The sequence below is a fragment of the Algihabitans sp. genome, from assembly GCF_965226985.1.
In the GTDB taxonomy this organism is placed as follows: domain Bacteria; phylum Pseudomonadota; class Alphaproteobacteria; order Kiloniellales; family DSM-21159; genus Algihabitans.
In genome coordinates this window covers 362,290-379,068 of the sequence record NZ_OZ245712.1, presented here as the reverse complement: position 1 = coordinate 379,068, position 16,779 = coordinate 362,290, and the positions used below count along the sequence as shown (strand labels likewise).

Annotated in this window: 15 protein-coding genes; 12 read left to right on the top strand and 3 right to left on the bottom strand. The window is 64.4% G+C overall.

All coding sequences use genetic code 11. The features are described from left to right. Nucleotides 1-261 precede the first annotated feature (261 nt). The gene (locus tag ACO054_RS01650; RefSeq protein ID WP_421708704.1) at nt 262-1,752 is read right to left on the bottom strand and encodes a xylulokinase; all 1,491 of its coding nucleotides are present in this window, start codon (nt 1,750-1,752) and stop codon (nt 262-264) included. After that, nucleotides 1,749-2,756 carry a sugar-binding transcriptional regulator gene (locus tag ACO054_RS01645; protein ID WP_421708703.1) on the bottom strand — a complete coding sequence of 336 codons (1,008 nt, stop codon included), beginning with the start codon at nt 2,754-2,756 and terminating at the stop codon, nt 1,749-1,751. Before ACO054_RS01645 ends, ACO054_RS01650 begins: the two co-directional genes overlap by 4 nt. 106 nt (nt 2,757-2,862) lie before the next feature. Between ACO054_RS01645 and ACO054_RS01640 the strand changes: the two genes are divergently transcribed. The 12 genes from ACO054_RS01640 (at nt 2,863) to ACO054_RS01585 (ending at nt 16,208) form a co-directional block, all read left to right on the top strand. Next, nucleotides 2,863-4,281: an iron-containing alcohol dehydrogenase gene (locus ACO054_RS01640; protein ID WP_421708702.1), complete on the top strand. Its 1,419-nt coding sequence runs from the start codon at nt 2,863-2,865 to the stop codon at nt 4,279-4,281. Nucleotides 4,282-4,332: 51 nt separating this feature from the next. Then, complete coding sequence (locus ACO054_RS01635; protein WP_421708701.1) at nt 4,333-5,046, top strand: class II aldolase/adducin family protein; 714 nt, start codon at nt 4,333-4,335, stop codon at nt 5,044-5,046. Between the two features lie 30 nt (nt 5,047-5,076). Further along, a complete protein-coding gene (locus tag ACO054_RS01630) occupies nt 5,077-6,021 on the top strand; it encodes a carbohydrate ABC transporter permease (RefSeq protein WP_421708700.1) in 945 nt (314 codons plus the stop codon). After that, nucleotides 6,018-6,896, top strand: a complete 879-nt coding sequence (locus tag ACO054_RS01625) for a carbohydrate ABC transporter permease (protein ID WP_421708699.1) — start codon at nt 6,018-6,020, stop codon at nt 6,894-6,896. Before ACO054_RS01630 ends, ACO054_RS01625 begins: the two co-directional genes overlap by 4 nt. A 43-nt stretch (nt 6,897-6,939) precedes the next feature. Then, nucleotides 6,940-8,433 (top strand): ABC transporter substrate-binding protein, encoded by a 1,494-nt coding sequence (locus tag ACO054_RS01620; protein WP_421708698.1) that lies wholly within the window; start codon nt 6,940-6,942, stop codon nt 8,431-8,433. A 152-nt stretch (nt 8,434-8,585) separates the two neighbouring features. Next, the gene (locus tag ACO054_RS01615) at nt 8,586-9,311 is read left to right on the top strand and encodes an SDR family oxidoreductase (RefSeq protein WP_421708697.1); all 726 of its coding nucleotides are present in this window, start codon (nt 8,586-8,588) and stop codon (nt 9,309-9,311) included. A 12-nt stretch (nt 9,312-9,323) separates the two neighbouring features. Next, nucleotides 9,324-10,388 (top strand): ABC transporter ATP-binding protein, encoded by a 1,065-nt coding sequence (locus ACO054_RS01610; protein ID WP_421708696.1) that lies wholly within the window; start codon nt 9,324-9,326, stop codon nt 10,386-10,388. Further along, complete coding sequence (locus ACO054_RS01605; RefSeq protein WP_421708695.1) at nt 10,385-11,464, top strand: class II aldolase/adducin family protein; 1,080 nt, start codon at nt 10,385-10,387, stop codon at nt 11,462-11,464. The genes ACO054_RS01610 and ACO054_RS01605 overlap by 4 nt, the downstream gene beginning before the upstream one ends. Further along, entirely contained in the window at nt 11,461-12,759 is a 1,299-nt protein-coding gene (locus ACO054_RS01600) for an FGGY-family carbohydrate kinase (protein WP_421708694.1), read from the top strand. Before ACO054_RS01605 ends, ACO054_RS01600 begins: the two co-directional genes overlap by 4 nt. Continuing rightward, a complete protein-coding gene (locus ACO054_RS01595) occupies nt 12,756-13,574 on the top strand; it encodes a TIGR01459 family HAD-type hydrolase (RefSeq protein WP_421708693.1) in 819 nt (272 codons plus the stop codon). Before ACO054_RS01600 ends, ACO054_RS01595 begins: the two co-directional genes overlap by 4 nt. Before the next feature lie 51 nt (nt 13,575-13,625). Beyond that, on the top strand, nt 13,626-14,555 hold the full coding sequence (locus ACO054_RS01590) for a TIGR01459 family HAD-type hydrolase (protein WP_421708692.1): 930 nt from the start codon (nt 13,626-13,628) through the stop codon (nt 14,553-14,555). Between the two features lie 186 nt (nt 14,556-14,741). Further along, nucleotides 14,742-16,208, top strand: coding sequence for a mannose-1-phosphate guanylyltransferase/mannose-6-phosphate isomerase (locus tag ACO054_RS01585; RefSeq protein WP_421708691.1), 1,467 nt, complete (start codon nt 14,742-14,744; stop codon nt 16,206-16,208). A 25-nt stretch (nt 16,209-16,233) separates the two neighbouring features. On the opposite strand, the gene cobU is transcribed toward ACO054_RS01585, so the two are convergent. Next, the gene (gene cobU / locus ACO054_RS01580; RefSeq protein WP_421708690.1) at nt 16,234-16,740 is read right to left on the bottom strand and encodes a bifunctional adenosylcobinamide kinase/adenosylcobinamide-phosphate guanylyltransferase; all 507 of its coding nucleotides are present in this window, start codon (nt 16,738-16,740) and stop codon (nt 16,234-16,236) included. Nucleotides 16,741-16,779 lie beyond the last annotated feature (39 nt).

The window sequence follows — 16,779 nt, the reverse complement described above, 5'->3', positions numbered from 1 at the left end:
GTCTCGTCAGCCGTTTCCCGGGACGCTCTCGTGGCCTTCCGCAAAGGCTTTTCCTCCGACCTCATTCTGCTGAGGTGAATTTTTTTTCGTTAATCGCATTTTTTTCCAGGTCAAGCTCCGGTGTCAAGCACGTCCGCTGGAGCGGAGCTTGCCGGTCACAGAGATGACAGATAGCTGCCGAGGCGCAGGGAACGTGGCGTACGGAATAGAGAGTTAGGAGACCAAGCGGAGCAGGGCGAATCGTTCGAGACGAAGGAGGGATCAGTCCGACAATGAGCCCGGTCGGTACGCAGCCGCCTGCCGGACGGAAAGCGCATCCCAAGCGGCCCGGGCCGAGGCGTCGGGCAGAACCGTCGCACCGCTACGGCTCATGGTTTCGGCCGCCGCGGCGAAGTCGTCGAACCAGCCAAGTCCCACGGCTGCAGACATCGCAGCCCCCAGAGACGAGGCTTCGAGACTCTCGCTGAGAGCGATCGGCAGACCGGTCGCATCTGCGATCATCTGCAGCCATAGCGCGCTGTTCGCCCCGCCGCCGACCGCCAGGATGCGCTCGGGCGCTAAACCGTCTTCCGCCATCGCTGCGACACAGCGCGCCGTCTCCAACGTCAAAGCCTCCAGCGAGGCCCGATAGAGATGCCCGATACCGTGACCTGCAGCCAGCCCCAGGAAGCCGGCCCTGGCCTGCGGATCCCAGTGGGGATCCATCACACCGGACAGATAGGGGCAGACCGTCACGCCTTCCGATCCGACCGGAAGTGCGGCAGCGGCGGCTTCCAATCGCGCAAAGACGTCAGGGTCGTCGCGGCCGCCCGCGAAGGTGTCGACAAACCAGTTGATGAAGAAGGCGCCGGCACGCTGGCAGCCCTCTAGAAAGTAGCCGTCGCCGGTCGGCGAGGTCATGGTCCGCCATGAGGGTCCGATGCGCGGCGTCTGCGACCAGGCGCCAGTGATAATCGCCGTGCCCAAATTGAGATAAACGAGTCCCGGCCGCACGGCATCGACGCCGAGGCCGGCGCACTGACCGTCACCACCGGCGGCGAAGACGGCCGTACCGGGCGCCAGACCGGTCTCGCGTGCGGCTTCTGCCGTGACCTCGCCGATGCAGGCACCGGGTCTGGCCAACTCGGCGAAATGCTCGGCAGACAAAGCTAGCTGAGTCAGAATCGCTTCCGACCAGCTCTTGGCCTCTATATCGAACAGGCCGAAGGGATCGGCACTGGTCCAGCTCGCGGTTGGCCGCCCCGTCAAACGACCGCTCAGAAAGCCGTGGACATCCAGAATCCGTGACGCTTCAAGGGCCGCCGGTTCGTGCCGGCGCAGCCAACTGAGCCGGTAGACCACGGGAGTGACGTCCGGCGGCTTACCGCTGATCGCGTGCAGACGCTCAGCCCCGAAAGCCGTCGTCAGCAAGGGAATTTCTTCCGTCGCCCGCTCGTCCAGCCAGACGATCGCTGGGCGCGTCGCCTTCAACTCGTCGTCGACAAAGGCGACCGTCTCTCGTTGGTTGGAAATCGCCATACCTGCGATCCGCGTCGGATCGACCTGCGATGTCAGCGCGCGCAAGGCGTCGCTAGCAGCGCGCCACCAATCCTCGACATCTTGCTCGACGAAACCGGGCGCCGGCATCGCCATCGAAATCGGAGCGCGCCCCTCGGCGACCGCCTCTCCGCCGCGAGTCCAGGCGATGGCTTTCGTCGATTGGGTCGAACTGTCGAGACCGACGACAAGATCCCCGGCTGGACTCCTGGTCATGCCGTTTCACCGAGCAGCCGACCCGCCGTGTCAGCATCCGTCACCAGGTGGGTCGCATAGCGTCCGGCGAGAACAGCCTGGAGCGCCTTGATCTTGGCAGGTCCACCCGCAGCGAAGACGCGGACGGGGATCGTTAGGAGTTCCTGCAGAGACATGCCGATCTGACGACCGCTCAGCGGACCGTCCAACTCTTGACCGGTGGCGTCGAGGAAGCGCCCGATCAGAACGGCCTCGCTACCGGCGGCGAGATAACTTTCGACCACCGAGGTCGGCAGAAAGTCGGTATCGGACCAGACAGTATTGGGGCCCAGTTCTCCCACGCCGAACACGGCGAGATCGGCAGAACGCAACCGCTCGAAATGACGTCGCAAGCCGGGCTCGGCCAGAAGTGCATCGCAGATCGCCCGATTGGTGACCACCGCGGGTGCATGGAAGTTCTGGCAGCGGGCGCCGAGACGACCGGCGAACAGGGCCGTGCAAGCCTCCGGCGAGGAGGCGTCGTCGCCCAGCGAACTGCCGGAGACTTGAACGATCGTGGTTTTGGACAGGGACATGCTGGGTAGCGCCTGCGCCACTTCGAGCATGGTCCGCCCCCAGGCGACGCCGATCGTTCTGTCGTCGACCAGCCAAGGGGACAGCATCTGCGCGGCAGCCAGTCCGATCCGCCGCCGCAGCCCCAGAGCCTGCGCCTCCGGATCGCCGTCTGCGGCCTCGGGTGGCGTGACGCAGGCACCGACGAGACCGAACCGCTCCATCAGCGCACGCCCCTGTCGTACCGAGCTCAGCAGGTCGGAAGCCAGGTTGATGGTAACCAGTCCGCGGCGCCGCGCCTCCGCAAGATAGTTGGCGACCGAGGCGCGGGAGACGCCGAGAGCGCTCGCTACCTCGTTCTGCGTCAAGGCCTCCCCGTAGTAAAGCCAGGCAGCCCAGGCCAGAGCGTCGCCACCGAACTCCGGTGGAGTCTCGATCGTCGGATCGCCGGGAAGGGTCGAACGGAGAGACATATTGTCCGTCACCATGGTTGGTAGCAAATGTCAAGCGCGGCCGGAAATCGTCATTGACAGCATGCCGACGAAACACCATTGTGCAAATGTCAGGGAGGATTAGAATATGTCGGCGGACGCGCCGCAACCAATAAAGACCGCCGAGATCGACGGGGATCTTAAGGCTGGCGAGACGAAACCGCCCCGGTCCGATGCCATGTCCGGCAAACCTTCCGGCGGTTGGACAGCTTTGATCGACGACTTCATTGCGGGTCGTTGGATCAGCCCCCTCACCGGCCGGCCGGCGCCGCGCCCAGCCACTCAAACCATTACGATTTCCGAAAGTCTGGAGGGGTCCGAAGCGGAGCTCGTCGCGGTCCTCGGCGAGCTGGGCACCCTAGCCGTCGTGGCGGACGAAAACACCTGGGAAGCTCTTGGCCGCCGTGTCGCCAAGGCACTTGGCGCGACCGACAAGGCCGTCGTTCTGGGTCCCAGACCGCATGCCGACCTGCCGAGTGCAGAGGCTCTCAAGGCCAAGCTGACGGATGCGGACCACGTTGTCGCCGTCGGGTCCGGCACCATCAACGATCTTTGCAAATACGTCACCGCACAGGACGGTCGGAGCTGTTCCGTCTTCGCGACGGCCGCCTCGATGGACGGCTACACCTCCTCGACCGCCTCCATGGCGCTGCCGTCGGGGCTCAAGATTTCCCTGCCGGCACACGCGCCGAAGGGCGCCTTCTTCGATCTGAACGTCATCGCGGCGGCACCACCGAGAATGGCCGCCGCCGGTTTCGGCGATTGCCTCTGCTCGTCCGTCGCCCGCATCGACTGGTGGATGTCTCACCGGCTGCTCGACACCTTCTTCATGGAAGAACCCTACCTCGTCGCGGCGGAGAACGACCGCGAGATGACCAAGCGAGTCGCCGGTATCGGACGGGGCGAAGTGGAGGCGATAGGGTATCTGGTGCGTGCGCTGGTTCTATCCGGACTGGGTGTCGCGCTGACCAAGGTCTCGAACCACGGGTCGATGGGCGAACATCAGATCTCTCACTACATCGACTGTTTCGCCGGAGACCGCCATCCCGGCACGCTGCATGGCCAGCAGGTCGGTGTGGCCAGTCTGACGATGGCCCGTATTCAGGCCGAGATCCTGGGTCGCAGCACGCCGCCCGAAGTGGCACCGACAGAGATCAACGAGGCCGACATGGCGCGGCGTATGGGCCCCTCCATCGCGGCCGAATGCGCGCGTGAATATCGCAAGAAGGCACTCGACCTGGAGGCCGCAAAGGCCTTCAATGAAAATCTATCGAGGCTTTGGCCGACCCTGCAGACAGACTGTCAGCAGATCGCCATACCCGTCATGCAGATGAAGGCCGAACTGGAGGCCGCCGGAGGCGCGACGACAGCCGCACAGCTTGGGCTCGACCCGGCCTTCTATCGCGAGGCCGTGCGTCACGCCCATGAAATGCGCAACCGCTTCTCCTTCGCCGACATCGCCTGCGACGCAGGCTTGCTCGACGACTTGGCGGCAGCGGAGGGATAGGCCGGAAGCCATGGCAGCACATTACTTCAAAGACGTCGAAAGGACCGCTTCATGAAGAAGGCCGAACGGGAGTTGCGGCGCGAGATCATCGCGCGTTGCAAAGAAATGAACGTGAACGGCATCAACCAGGGCACCTCGGGAAATGTCTCGGCGCGCTTCGAGGATCGGATGCTGGTGTCGCCCTCGGCAACACCCTATGACGAGCTGGAACCCGACATGATCGCCTCGATCGCGATCGACGACGAGTCGGGGGCCTGGGAAGGACCGCTCAAACCCTCAACGGAGTGGCGCTTTCACCATGCGCTTCTGCGAGACCGGTCGGATGCAAACGCGGTGGTCCATGCCCATCCGACCTACTGCACGACCCTGGCGATCGCCCGCATGGAGATCCCAGCCTGCCACTACATGATCGCAGCCTTCGGGGGCAACAACGTTCGCTGTGCCGGCTACGCGCGCTTCGGCACCGAAGAACTCTCGGCTATGGCGGTCGAGGCCATGCGCGACCGAACCGCCTGTCTGCTGGCCAACCACGGCATGATCTCAATCGGAGAGAGCTTGGCCAAGGCGATGTGGCGGGCGGTAGAGTTGGAAACCATCGCGCGGCAGTATTTTCTAAGCCTGCAGCTGAAGGGCCAAGTGATCCTATCCGATCGCGAAGTCGATGAAACAATTGCCGCTTTCAAGGGCTACGGACTGCAGGACGCGTCCAGTACGCCGAAGGACGGGCACCAGCAAACGCAGGCAAAAGGTAAAACCGCTGCGTGAAGAGGCTCAAGCCGTGAAGGATGAGGCCGCATGAGCAGAACGGCGTCGGCCGCGACGGGACACTACGCGCTCGCCGCGCGCCGTCCCGAATGGCTGCGCGTCCTTCTGCGTCCCCTTTCCGGGGACCGGCCCTTCCCCTGGCTGGCACCGCTGATCGCGATGCTGCTGCTCTTCACGATCTACCCTCTCATCTACAACATCTGGCTGTCTTTCCACGAATACGCCCCCTTCCGCCGGCAGCTCGAATTCGTGGGTTTCGATAACTGGAGAGCCCTGTGGCAGGACACCCGTTTCTGGGGGTCGCTCGGGGTCACCTTCACCTACTTCTTCATCGTCCTGAGCGTTCAGCTGGTGCTTGGGATGGCGATCGCCCTTTTGCTCGACAGTGACGAGCCGGGCTTCGGCCTGCTGCGCGCCCTGCTAACTCTGACGCTCGTCATTCCGCCGGCGATCACCGGAATGATGTTCCTGCTGATGCAGGATCCGGAGTTCGGGGTCGTCACCTACATCCTGGAATCGGTTGGGCTGCTGGATGGCACCCAGCCGATTCTGTCCACCGCCTCGACCGCACTGATCGGGGTGATGCTGGCGGACATATGGCAGTGGACACCCTTCATGGTGCTGATCTTCCTGGCCGGCCTGCGCTCACTGCCGCCAGAGCCCTTCGAAGCGGCCATGCTGGACGGCGCCTCGCCGTTTCAGATCTTCCGCCGGATCACCCTGCCACTGATGTCAAAGGTGATCGCCGTGGCCGTCCTGATCCGGGGCATCGATGTGTTCCGGATGTTCGACTACGTCTTCGTGATGACCTCGGGCGGGCCGGGAACCTCAACCTATGTGCTTAGCCTCTACGCTTGGCAGCAGACCTTCAGTTTCGTGAAGTGGGGCTACGGGGCAACGATCAGTCTCGTCAGTCTCGCCATCATCCTGATCGTCGCGAATCTCTTCATCAAGCTCGCGAAGGTGCGCTGGTGATCGTTCAGTCGACATACCGCCGTCGCTGGCGCATTGCGGCAGCCTGGGGCGTGGTCGCGCTCTTCGTCTTTCCGCTCTACTACTGGACGACCACGGCCTTCAAGAACGCGCGCGACATCTTCGACCGGCCGCCCAACGTCTGGATCTTCGAGCCTACGCTGAAGAACTTTGAGGAGGTCTTCGGCATTTCGCTGGGCTTTCTGCGTCAGCAGGAAGTGCTGCCCGGGGGCGGCAACTTCTACATGGCGCCGCGCCTTTGGGACTCCATCGTAGTGGCGATCGGCTCGACGACGCTGTCCGTGATGATCGCCACACTGGCCGCCTACGGCCTCAGCCGCATGGACTTCAAAAGTCGGCACCTCTTCGTCGGCTGGGTTCTCTCGACCCGCATGATGCCGCCCGTCGCCGTCGCGATTCCCCTGTTCTTCATCTACAAGGACGTCGGCTTGCTGGATAGCTACGCCGGTATCATCCTGATCCATGCGGTCATGAATCTGCCGCTGGCCGTTCTTCTGATGAAGAGCTTCTTCGACGATATTCCGAGGGAGATCGACGAGAGCGCGATCATCGACGGCGCGTCCCGCTGGCTGATCTTCCGCCGGGTGATCCTGCCGATGGCCAAGGGCGGAATCGCAGCCACCGCCGTGCTCTGCTTTATCTTCTCCTGGACCGAGTTCGTCTTCGTCCTGACCCTGACCCAGACCGGACTGAAAACGGTCCCTGTCGTGTCGTCGAGCTTCGTGACCTCGACCGGAACGGCCTGGGGCAACATGGCCGCCCTGGGCGCGGCCGCCATGATCCCGGCCTTCATCTTCATTCTTCTCGTCCAGAAACAACTGGTCCGCGGCCTGACCCTCGGCTCGTTGAAACAATAATCGCCATGAGACAAGAGCGTTTAACACTTGGGAGGAAACACCGATGCGAGACAGCGATAGGAAACGTTACCTTGCCAATCTGACAGATCGCTACGTCCGGCGCCGGATCAGCCGCCGCGATTTCCTGCGGGACGCCGGCCACCTGGGCCTCGGAGCCGGCGCGCTTGGGCTCGGACTGACACGCCCCTTCGGCGGCAAGCCGGCCTTCGCACAGAGCGAGGAGCTTCGGCCGAACCAAGAGGTGCTGGACTGGGTGCGCGAAGTCTCCACGCCCTTCCGAGGCACCACCCTCAAGCTCGCCACCGAATCGACGCCGCCGTCGAACGCGATCAACAGTCAGCTCAAGCCTTTCTTCGAAGAAGCCTCGGGCATGAGGGTCGAGATCGAAGTGCTGCCGCTGGAACAGGTGCTGCAGAAGCTGACGCTGGATATCGCCAGCCAGCTCGGTACCTACGATCTCTACTACATCGATCAGTCTTGGGCCGCCTTCACCGCGCAGGATGTCTTCGACCCGCGCGAGCAGATGGCGGACAAACCGGATCTCGCCATGCCGGACTGGAACTTCGACGACTTCCTGCCGGCTCTGGTCGACGGCATCGCCCGCTACGAGGATCGCCTGGTCGGCGTGCCCTACGACATCCCAATCTTCATCATGATGTACCGCCGCGACATCTGGGAAGAAATGGGCTTCGAGGCTCCCACCTCACTGGAGGAATACTACGAGCAGGCCAAGGCGGTGACCGAGGCCGGCGACATCTACGGCGCCACCGGCCAGATGAAGTCGGGTCACTACAGTCTGGAATGCGACTGGACGGCCTGGCTCTGGGGCCATGGCGGTTCCATCTTCGATGCCGACGGGAAGTTCGCCGGTCACGACGAACGCGGCCTGGAGGCCATGGAGTATTGGCGCCGCCTCTACGAGACCATGCCGCCGGGCGTAACGGGCTGGACCTGGGACGGACAGGGGCAGTCGATTGCCCAGGGCGTCGCAGCCTCCATGATGAGTTGGGGCGAGTTCTTCCCCTACTTCGACGATCCCAGCGCTACCAAGGTTTCGGGTCTGATGGAGGCCGTGCGCTGCCCGCCGCCCAAGCATCCCCTGCGTACCGTCGCCGAGACCGGGTTCGGCGAGATCCCGGGCGTCGGCCATCAGGGCGGCTCGTCCTTGGCGGTCTCGCAGAACTCGCGCAACCCCGATGCCGCTTGGATCTTCATGCAGTGGGCCACCAGCTACGATACCCAGGTGCTGATCACCGCTCTGGGCGGGGGTACGGGCCCGACCCGCAGTTCGGTCTATGACGACCCGCGTATCATCGCGAACCGCCGGGTCGGACCGGGCACGACCCGTCACCTGGACGTCGTGCGAGAGACCATCGCCAATGACATGGGGTCGGAACCCGACCTGCCGGAATGGGCGGAGCTGGCGAACGATACGATCCCGGTGCGCCTCGGCAAGTACTTCGCCGGCGACTACGACTCCGCCAAGGAGGCAATGGACGATATCGCCCAGGCCGTCGACGGCATCGTCAGCGGCTGACCCTCGGGGAGAGGCCGCAAGCGCCTGGACGCCGATCGACCGACAGACACGATTGACGGCCAGGCGCCGTCGGCCAGGAGCGAACCGCGCGAGGAGGGGAGCGCCCCGCCTTGCGCGGTACGTGAGCGACAGTAGCGGGAACAGAGAGTGACATGACAGATAAACCCCTCGTAGCGATCACGGGCGCATCGTCCGGCATCGGCGAGGCCACGGCCCGAGCTTTCTCCGCCGACGGTCATCCGCTTCTCTTGATGGCACGCCGTCTGGAGCGGATGGAGGCCCTGCAGCTGCCGAACGCGATTTGCCGCAAGGTCGACGTCTGCGACCGAGCCGCCATCTCCACTGCGGTGGCCGACGCGGAAGACCGGTTCGGACCCGTCGATATGATGTTCGCCAACGCGGGGATTGCGCGTCTCGCCGACATCGGCCGCCAGGATCCGGCCGAATGGGACGAGATGATCGATATCAATACCAAGGGCGTGATGAACACGGTTCACGCCGTGATGGCCGGCATGATGGAACGCCGAGCCGGAACCCTGGTCATGATGAGTTCGATCGCGGGCCGAAAAGTCTATCCCGACCACACGGTCTATTGCGGCACGAAGTTCTTCGTGCACGCCGTCTCCGAATCTCTGCGCGCTTACCTCTCGCCGCATGACGTCCGGGTACTCGTGGTCTCGCCCGGCGTGATTGAGACGGAAGTGCTGAATTCCGTCACCGACGAGAAGACCTTGGCCGACTACAAGGCCAATAAAGTCAAGATGGGCGGCGGTATCGGCGCCGAAATCGTCGCTCAACTCATTCTTGATGCTTACCGTCTTCCGCAGAACGCGCTGGTGCAGGAAATCTGCCTCACGCCGACGCGCCAGGCCTACTGAGGGACCCGCGCGATGGCCACAGTCGAATACCGCAACATCGCCAAGAGCTACGGCGCCTTCGACGTCATGCACGACCTCAATCTGAGCATCGCCGATGGTGAGTTCGCCGTCTTGCTGGGTGCCTCCGGTTGCGGCAAGACGACACTTCTGAGAATGACCGCCGGCCTGGAGACCGTCACGGCCGGCGATCTTCTGATCGACGACCAGCGGGTCAACGACGTCCCGCCGCGCGACCGGGACATCGCAATGGTCTTTCAGAACTATGCGCTCTATCCGACTATGACAGTCGCCGAGAACATCTCCTTCTCGCTCGAGATCCGATCCGTACCGAAGGCAGAGCGACGGCAGCGTGCTGAAGATGCGGCCGCACTGGTCGGGTTGACGGAACACCTGAGCCGTTATCCCAGGGAGCTGTCGGGAGGACAGAGACAGCGCGTGGCGATGGCGCGTGCGATGGTCCGCGACGCCAAGGTGTTCCTGTTCGACGAGCCACTGTCGAACCTGGATGCCAAGCTGCGGGCACAGATGCGCTTCGAGATCCGTCAGCTGCATGATCGCCTGGGAACCACCACGATCTATGTGACGCACGATCAGATCGAGGCCATGACCATGGCGGACAAGATCGTGCTGATGCGCGGAGGAGAGATCGAGCAGGTGGGGACCCCAGACGAGCTCTATGACCGGCCGGTCAGCCGCTTCGCCGCCGACTTCATCGGCTCCCCGGCCATGAACTTCGTCGAAGGTACGGTGGAGGCGAATGGAAACGCGCCGGCCTTCGTCGCCGAGGGCATGCACTTGGCGCTACCCACCAGCGTGTCTGTATCCCCCGGCCATCCCGTTGTCTGCGGCGTACGACCTGCCGACCTGACCCTGGACACCGAGGGTAGCGTGGTGGGTCAGTTGATCCTGGCGGAAAAGACCGGGCCCGATCTCCAGCTTCACATGAGCGTGGCCGGACAGGACTTCATCGCGACCGTTCCAAGGGATGCTACAGTGCAGCCTGGTGAAGCTGTGCGTCTCAACGTCGCCCCCGAGAAGCTCCATCTCTTCGATCTCAGCAGCGGACAACGCCTGTGACGACCGGCAACGATCCCTATACAGCCTTGCGTGCGGACGAGGATTTCGGTCGCCTACTGAGCCTCTCCGCTCGCGTCGGGCGAGATCCTCTGCAGGTCCAAGGGGCCGGCGGCAACAGCTCGCTCAAAGGCGGCGGCGCCATGTGGGTCAAGGCCTCCGGAACCTGGCTGGCCGACGCGGAAACAAAGGACATCATGGTGCCGGTCAGGGCGGCAGACCTCGCAGCCGAACTTGCCGCCGGCGGCGAGCCCGATGCCGTCAGCTTTGTTGCGCCCGACGGTGGACCGCAAGGTCTGCGTCCCTCCATCGAAACCACCCTGCATGCGGCGATGCCGCAGCGGGTCGTGCTGCATACCCACTGCGTCGCGACCATCGCGCTCGCGATTCGGCAGGATGGCGACGAGATCCTACGGCGTGAACTGAAGGATCTGGACCCGATCTTCTTGCCCTACGTAATGCCCGGCTTGCCTCTGGCAAAAGCCTTGTTGGCCGAGGCCAGTCCCGAACGGCGTGTTGCCATTCTGGGCAATCACGGTCTGATTGTCGCCGGTGACAGCCCGGAAGACGTCGAAGCTTTGCTGTCCGAAGTTTCGGGGCGGTTGGAACGAGCGGTGGCACCGCCTTTGACGGAAGACGTCGTTGGGACCGACGAGAGGAACGCCTTGTCCAGCGCCCGCTATAGAGCGGTCGAAGCTCCGAGCTTGCAAGCCGTCGCACGCTCCCCACGACATCTCGCTCTGACCGCACGCGGCCCCTTCTTTCCGGATTACGTCGTCTTCCTCGAGCCCGATCTTCGAATCGCGGAGGAAAACGAGGCAGTGGAGGCCGCGGCCGATCGCCTGACGCGAGACGGCGAGGCCCCGACTCTCGTGCTGCTGCCAGGCATCGGGGCGGCCATTCGCCGGGATGCCAGCCCCGCCGCGGAGGCCATGGCCCGCGCTCTCGGCGACGTGATCGCGCGCGTGCCGCCCGAAGCACCGGTGAGGGCCCTTCCCTCGACGGAGGTCGCGGCCTTGCTGGGCTGGGATGCGGAGAAGTATCGGCGAGCGCTCAGCAGCGAGGCCGCGCAGGCGTGACGCCTCAGTCGGTACAGACCTCCGAACGATTCGCCCTCGGCATCGACGTCGGCACCTCGGGCGTGCGGGCCGCCTTGCTCGATCCCGCCGGAGGTCCCGTCGGACTGTCGGCAGCACGAATGGAAGACAACGGAGCAGAGCCGCGCGACCCCGCGGTCTGGGAACGGACCCTCGCGGCGGCGCTCGCCGGGCTGGATCCGGCAGCCCGCAAACGAGTCGGCGCCGTCTCGGTCGACGGAACCTCGGGCACAGTTCTCGGCTTGGACGACCGGAATGCGCCGCTCGGCACAGCTCTGCTTTACAACGACAGCGTCGAGGACCCTCGAATTGCACCTGCGATTGCCGAGGTGGCTCCGAGGACCAGCGCCGCACATGGTCCGAGCTCAGGTCTCGCGCGGGCGATGACCCTCAGCACCAAGGCCAGGATCCGGCGCATTGTTCATCAGGCGGACTGGGTCGCTGGGTTGCTGTCGGCCAGTCCCTGGAAGAGCGACGAGTCGAACGCTCTGAAAACTGGGTACGACCCGGTGGAAAGACGTTGGCCAGACTGGCTCGGGTCCGTGATCGACCCGAACCTGTTGCCCGAGGTGGTGGCCGCGGGCGCAGCGACGGGCCGTGTGACGGCAGACGCAGCCGCGCGCTACGATCTGCCCCAGGGCGCGGTCGTCGTAGCCGGCACGACCGACGGCTGTGCGTCTTTCCTCGCAACCGGAGCCGCGCGGCCCGGCGAGGGTGTGACGGCGCTCGGCACGACCCTGACGCTAAAGCTGCTGTCGGATCGACCGGTCTTCGACCCCGACTGCGGTATCTATAGCCACCGCATCGGGTCTCTTTGGCTTGCGGGTGGTGCCTCCAACTCCGGCGGCGGCGCCTTGGCGGCACACTTCACGGCGACGGAGATCGCGACACTCTGCGAGCAGATCGACCCAGAGCAAGACAGCGGACTCGACTACTATCCTCTGCCCAAACCGGGCGAACGTTTTCCCGTCGCAGACCCGACGCTGCCGCCGCGGACCGAGCCTCGCCCCGGTGACGCAGCGCTGTTCCTGAAGGGACTGCTCGAAGGAATCGCTCGGATCGAAGCGGCCGGCTATAAGCGCCTGGGAGAGCTCGGCGCGCCGCCCCTCACCTGCCTGCGCAGCGTCGGTAGAGGCGCTGGCAATGATATCTGGAGCAGGATCCGGCGCCGGATCCTGTCGGTCGAAACGGCCAGCGCGCAGTCCGAAGAGGCAGCGGCAGGCGTGGCGCGACTTGCTCTAAAACATATTTCCCATACAACGGCGATCGGCGCATGAGCCCGGAACGGATCTCGGGTCTCTCCGCAATTACGGAGCGCTTCGACGCGGTTCTGCTCGACCAATTCGGAGTTCTGCACGACGGCCGTGCGGCCTTCCCCGGCGCGCAGGAGGCGGTTCTGCGTCTGCGGTCGGCTGGTCTGCGGCTCGCCGTTCTCTCCAACTCGGGAAAACGGTCGGCTGCCAATGCCGAACGCCTCGAATCTCTTGGCTTCGAGGCCGACTGGTTCGATGCGGTCGTCACCTCCGGCGAGCTTTGCCGCGAGCGCCTGACGTCTGCCCTGGAGAGCGGTCGGCTGACAGCCGGAGCTTCGATCTACGTCGTCGCCAGCAGCAGCGAAGGCTCGCCCCTCGAAGGCCTCACGCTGCGATCCTCCACCTGCGCGGAGGACGCCGAGCTTGTCCTGATCGCCGGACGAAGTCCGCAGCAGAGAACTCCCGAAGAGGAGATCGAACCTCTGCTGCCCCTGGCGCGGCGGGGCGTCCCCTGTATCTGCGCGAACCCAGACCGAACGATCTACGCCGACGGCCAGCCGGCGCCCGGTCCTGGGTTTCTTGCCGAGCTCTACGCCGCGTCCGGGGGGCCGCTGGAGATGATCGGCAAGCCGCATGCTCCAATCTTCCAAGCATCGATGGAGGCGCTGGGGCAACCCGAGCCGGCGCGGACGCTGATGATTGGCGACAGTCGCGAACACGACATCTCTGGAGGCGCCGCGCTGGGTCTCACGACCCTGCTGATCGAGGGTGGAGTGCAGGCGAACGGGAAAGCCGACGGTCCGGAGCCCGACTTCATCATGCCCAGGCTGGTCTGGTAGTCCGCCACCGTCCCTCCGACCTCTCAGCCCGATAGCCAGGAGCTTGATTTCATGACGGCACAGACAAAGCCGTTCAGCGTCCCGACGGTCGATGTCGATACAGCCTTCGAGCGCTACGAGGCAATCCGCGTGCGCTTGCCTCAGCCGACCTTCCCCAGGGAAAGCCGTCAGGCCGGGACTCTGGGCGACGTCGCAGATGACTTCGATGTCTTCATCCTGGATGCCTTCGGGGTGCTGAACATCGGAGGCCGCGCGATTCCCGGTGCGGTCAAGCGGGTTGCCGAACTGCGCGCTGCCGGCAAGCGACTCTTCGTCTTGACTAACGCCGCAAGCTACCCGCGCTCGGCGGCACTGGCGAAGTATCACAAGCTCGGTTTCGACTTCGCGGCGGAAGAGGTCGTCTCCAGCCGCGATGTCGCGGCGTCGGCACTGCTGGACGTTTCCGATATCGAGCTTTGGGGTGTTGCCAGGGGACCCGATCCGGACCTCTCAGATCTACAAGCCAAGGTCGGGACCTTGGAGACCGACAGGACCCTGTTCCGAAACGCCGACGGGTTCCTACTGCTGTCGAGCGCAAGTTGGACGCCCCCTTTGCAGGAGGCACTGGTCGCGGCCTTGTCCGAACGCCCACGACCACTGCTGGTCGGCAACCCGGATCTGGTGGCGCCGCGTGAGACAGGCCTGACATTGGAGCCCGGGTGGTGGGCGCACGAAGCCGCCGACCGAACAGGCGTGGTGCCGGAGTTCTACGGCAAACCCTTCACCAATGCCTTCGAAGCGATCAGGGGCCGCTGTCCGGACATCGAGAGACTGCGGGTCGCAATGGTCGGCGATACCCTGCACACGGATATCCTCGGCGGACGGGCTGCCGGTTTCGCAAGCATCCTGATCGCCGACCACGGCCTGTTCGCCGGCCGGGACCTGGACAGCTATATCGCACGGTCGCGGATCGTGCCCGACATCATCTGTCGAACGACCTGAACCTAAGCCGCGACGGCTTGTAGGGACGCCATCGCGCCGCTTCCTAGACGCCGGCGTCCCCCGTTGCGTCGCTATTCGGCAAGGCCGTGAAGGTTCTGCCGAACGCAGTGCCGCGCTTTCGCTTCGCGTTGGTATCGCGTAAAAATCAATCTTTATCAGGGGATCGGCTTTCTGGAACGGACGCACATGATTCACCCCGTCATCTTGTCAGGTGGATCCGGGACCCGGCTGTGGCCGCTCTCGCGCGAGGCCTTTCCGAAACAGCTTCTTCCGCTGCTCGGCGAACAGTCCCTGCTTCAGGACACCGTCGAGAGGCTGCGTGACCCAGCGCTCTTTACCGCGCCACTCCTGATCGCCAACCAGGAGCATCGTTTTCTCATCGCCGAACAGCTGCGCTCTATCGGCGTTTCACCGACGGCGATCGTATTGGAGCCCTTCGGACGCAACACGGCGCCGGCGGCCGCCTTGGCAGCCCTGCTGCTTGTCCGCGAGGACCCCGAGGCCGTGATGGCGCTGTTTCCGGCAGATCACGCCGTCGCCGACGCAACGACCCTGAGACGCGCACTCGCGGCGGCGGTTCCGGCGGCGCAGGACGGCTGGCTCATCACCTTCGGTGTCGAACCGACCCGTCCGGAGACCGGCTACGGCTATATCCGCATCGGCGAGGCCTTGGCGCCTCACGACCGGGTGCACGAGGTCCTGCGGTTCGTCGAGAAACCTGACGGGACGACGGCGGCGCAATACCTGGACTCGGGCGGCTACCTTTGGAACAGCGGCATCTTCATGATGCAAGCGACCGCCTTCCTGGATGAGTTGAGGCGGCTTCATCCAGACCTGCTGGACTGCGCGGACTCCGCACTGACGGCCGCAACCCGGGATCTGGATTTTCTAAGGATCGACGAGCAGGCCTTTGCGCAGTCGCCGTCCCTTTCCATCGACTACGCCGTGATGGAGCATACCGACCGCGCCGCAGTCGTCCCCGTCGACTGCGGCTGGAACGACGTCGGTGCATGGCAGGCGCTCTGGCAATTGGAGGACAAGGATCCCGCAGCCAATGTCAGCCGGGGCCCCGTGCGCCTCAGCGCCACACGGGACAGTTACTTCCGCAGCGAGGACGGGCGCCTCCTGGTCGGGATCGGCGTCGACAACCTGATCGTCGTGGCTACGAAGGACGCCACGCTGGTCACCACACGAGAACGCGCGCCCGACGTCGGCACCCTGGTGCGCAGTCTGAAAGCCGAAGGCCGCAGCGAAACGACCCTGCCGCCGGTCGTCTACCGGCCTTGGGGTACCTACGAGGATCTGGCGGAGGACAGCCGCTTCCGGGTCAAGCGCATCGTCGTGAAGCCGGGCGCAAGCCTGTCGCTGCAATATCACCATCACCGATCCGAACACTGGGTTGTGGTCGAGGGCGAGGCGGAGGTCGATTGCGACGAGCGGCACATGACGGTGCGGCCTAACGAGTCCATCTATATCCCGAAGGGCGCGCGCCATAGACTGACGAATGCACAAGCCGAACCCCTCGTGCTGATCGAGGTTCAGTGCGGCGACTATGTCGGTGAGGACGATATCGTTCGGCTGCAGGACGACTACGGCCGTACGGAAGAGACCAAACACCCGCTTGAAGCAAAAACACACGAACAAGAGAATTGAAAGAGGGCCTGCTCCGAGAGCCGGCCTACTTCATCTTCATTGGGATGCCGGCTACAGCGAGGTAGACCTCCTGGGAGACTGCGGCGACCGACTGGTTCAGCAAGCCGGCAGCGTCGCGGAAGGCCCGAGCCAAGGCGTTCTCCGGCACGATGCCCGCACCCACCTCGTTGGTCACCAGGATCACCGGCGCGGTTTGACGACCGAGAGCATCGGCCAGAAGCTGCGCCCCTGTCTGCCAATCCTGCCCTGCGAGCATCATGTTGCTGAGCCAGAGCGTCAGGCAATCCACCAAACGAGGGCCGGTTCCGTCCGTCGCCCCCAGGGCCTCGACGAGTTCGAGCGGTGCGCTGTATGTGGTCCATTCCGAACCACGCCGAGCCTGATGCGCAGCGATGCGGGCCGCCATCTCCTCGTCGTGGGCTTCGGCGGTGGCGATGTAGATCGGGCACGGCCCCAGGTCGAGCGCCAACCGCTCCGCAATCGCGCTCTTACCGGACCGCGCACCGCCGGTGACCAGAATCGACTTTGTCATAGATTAGGTGAGAAAGCAGAAACCCCGGGACAAGGAAAG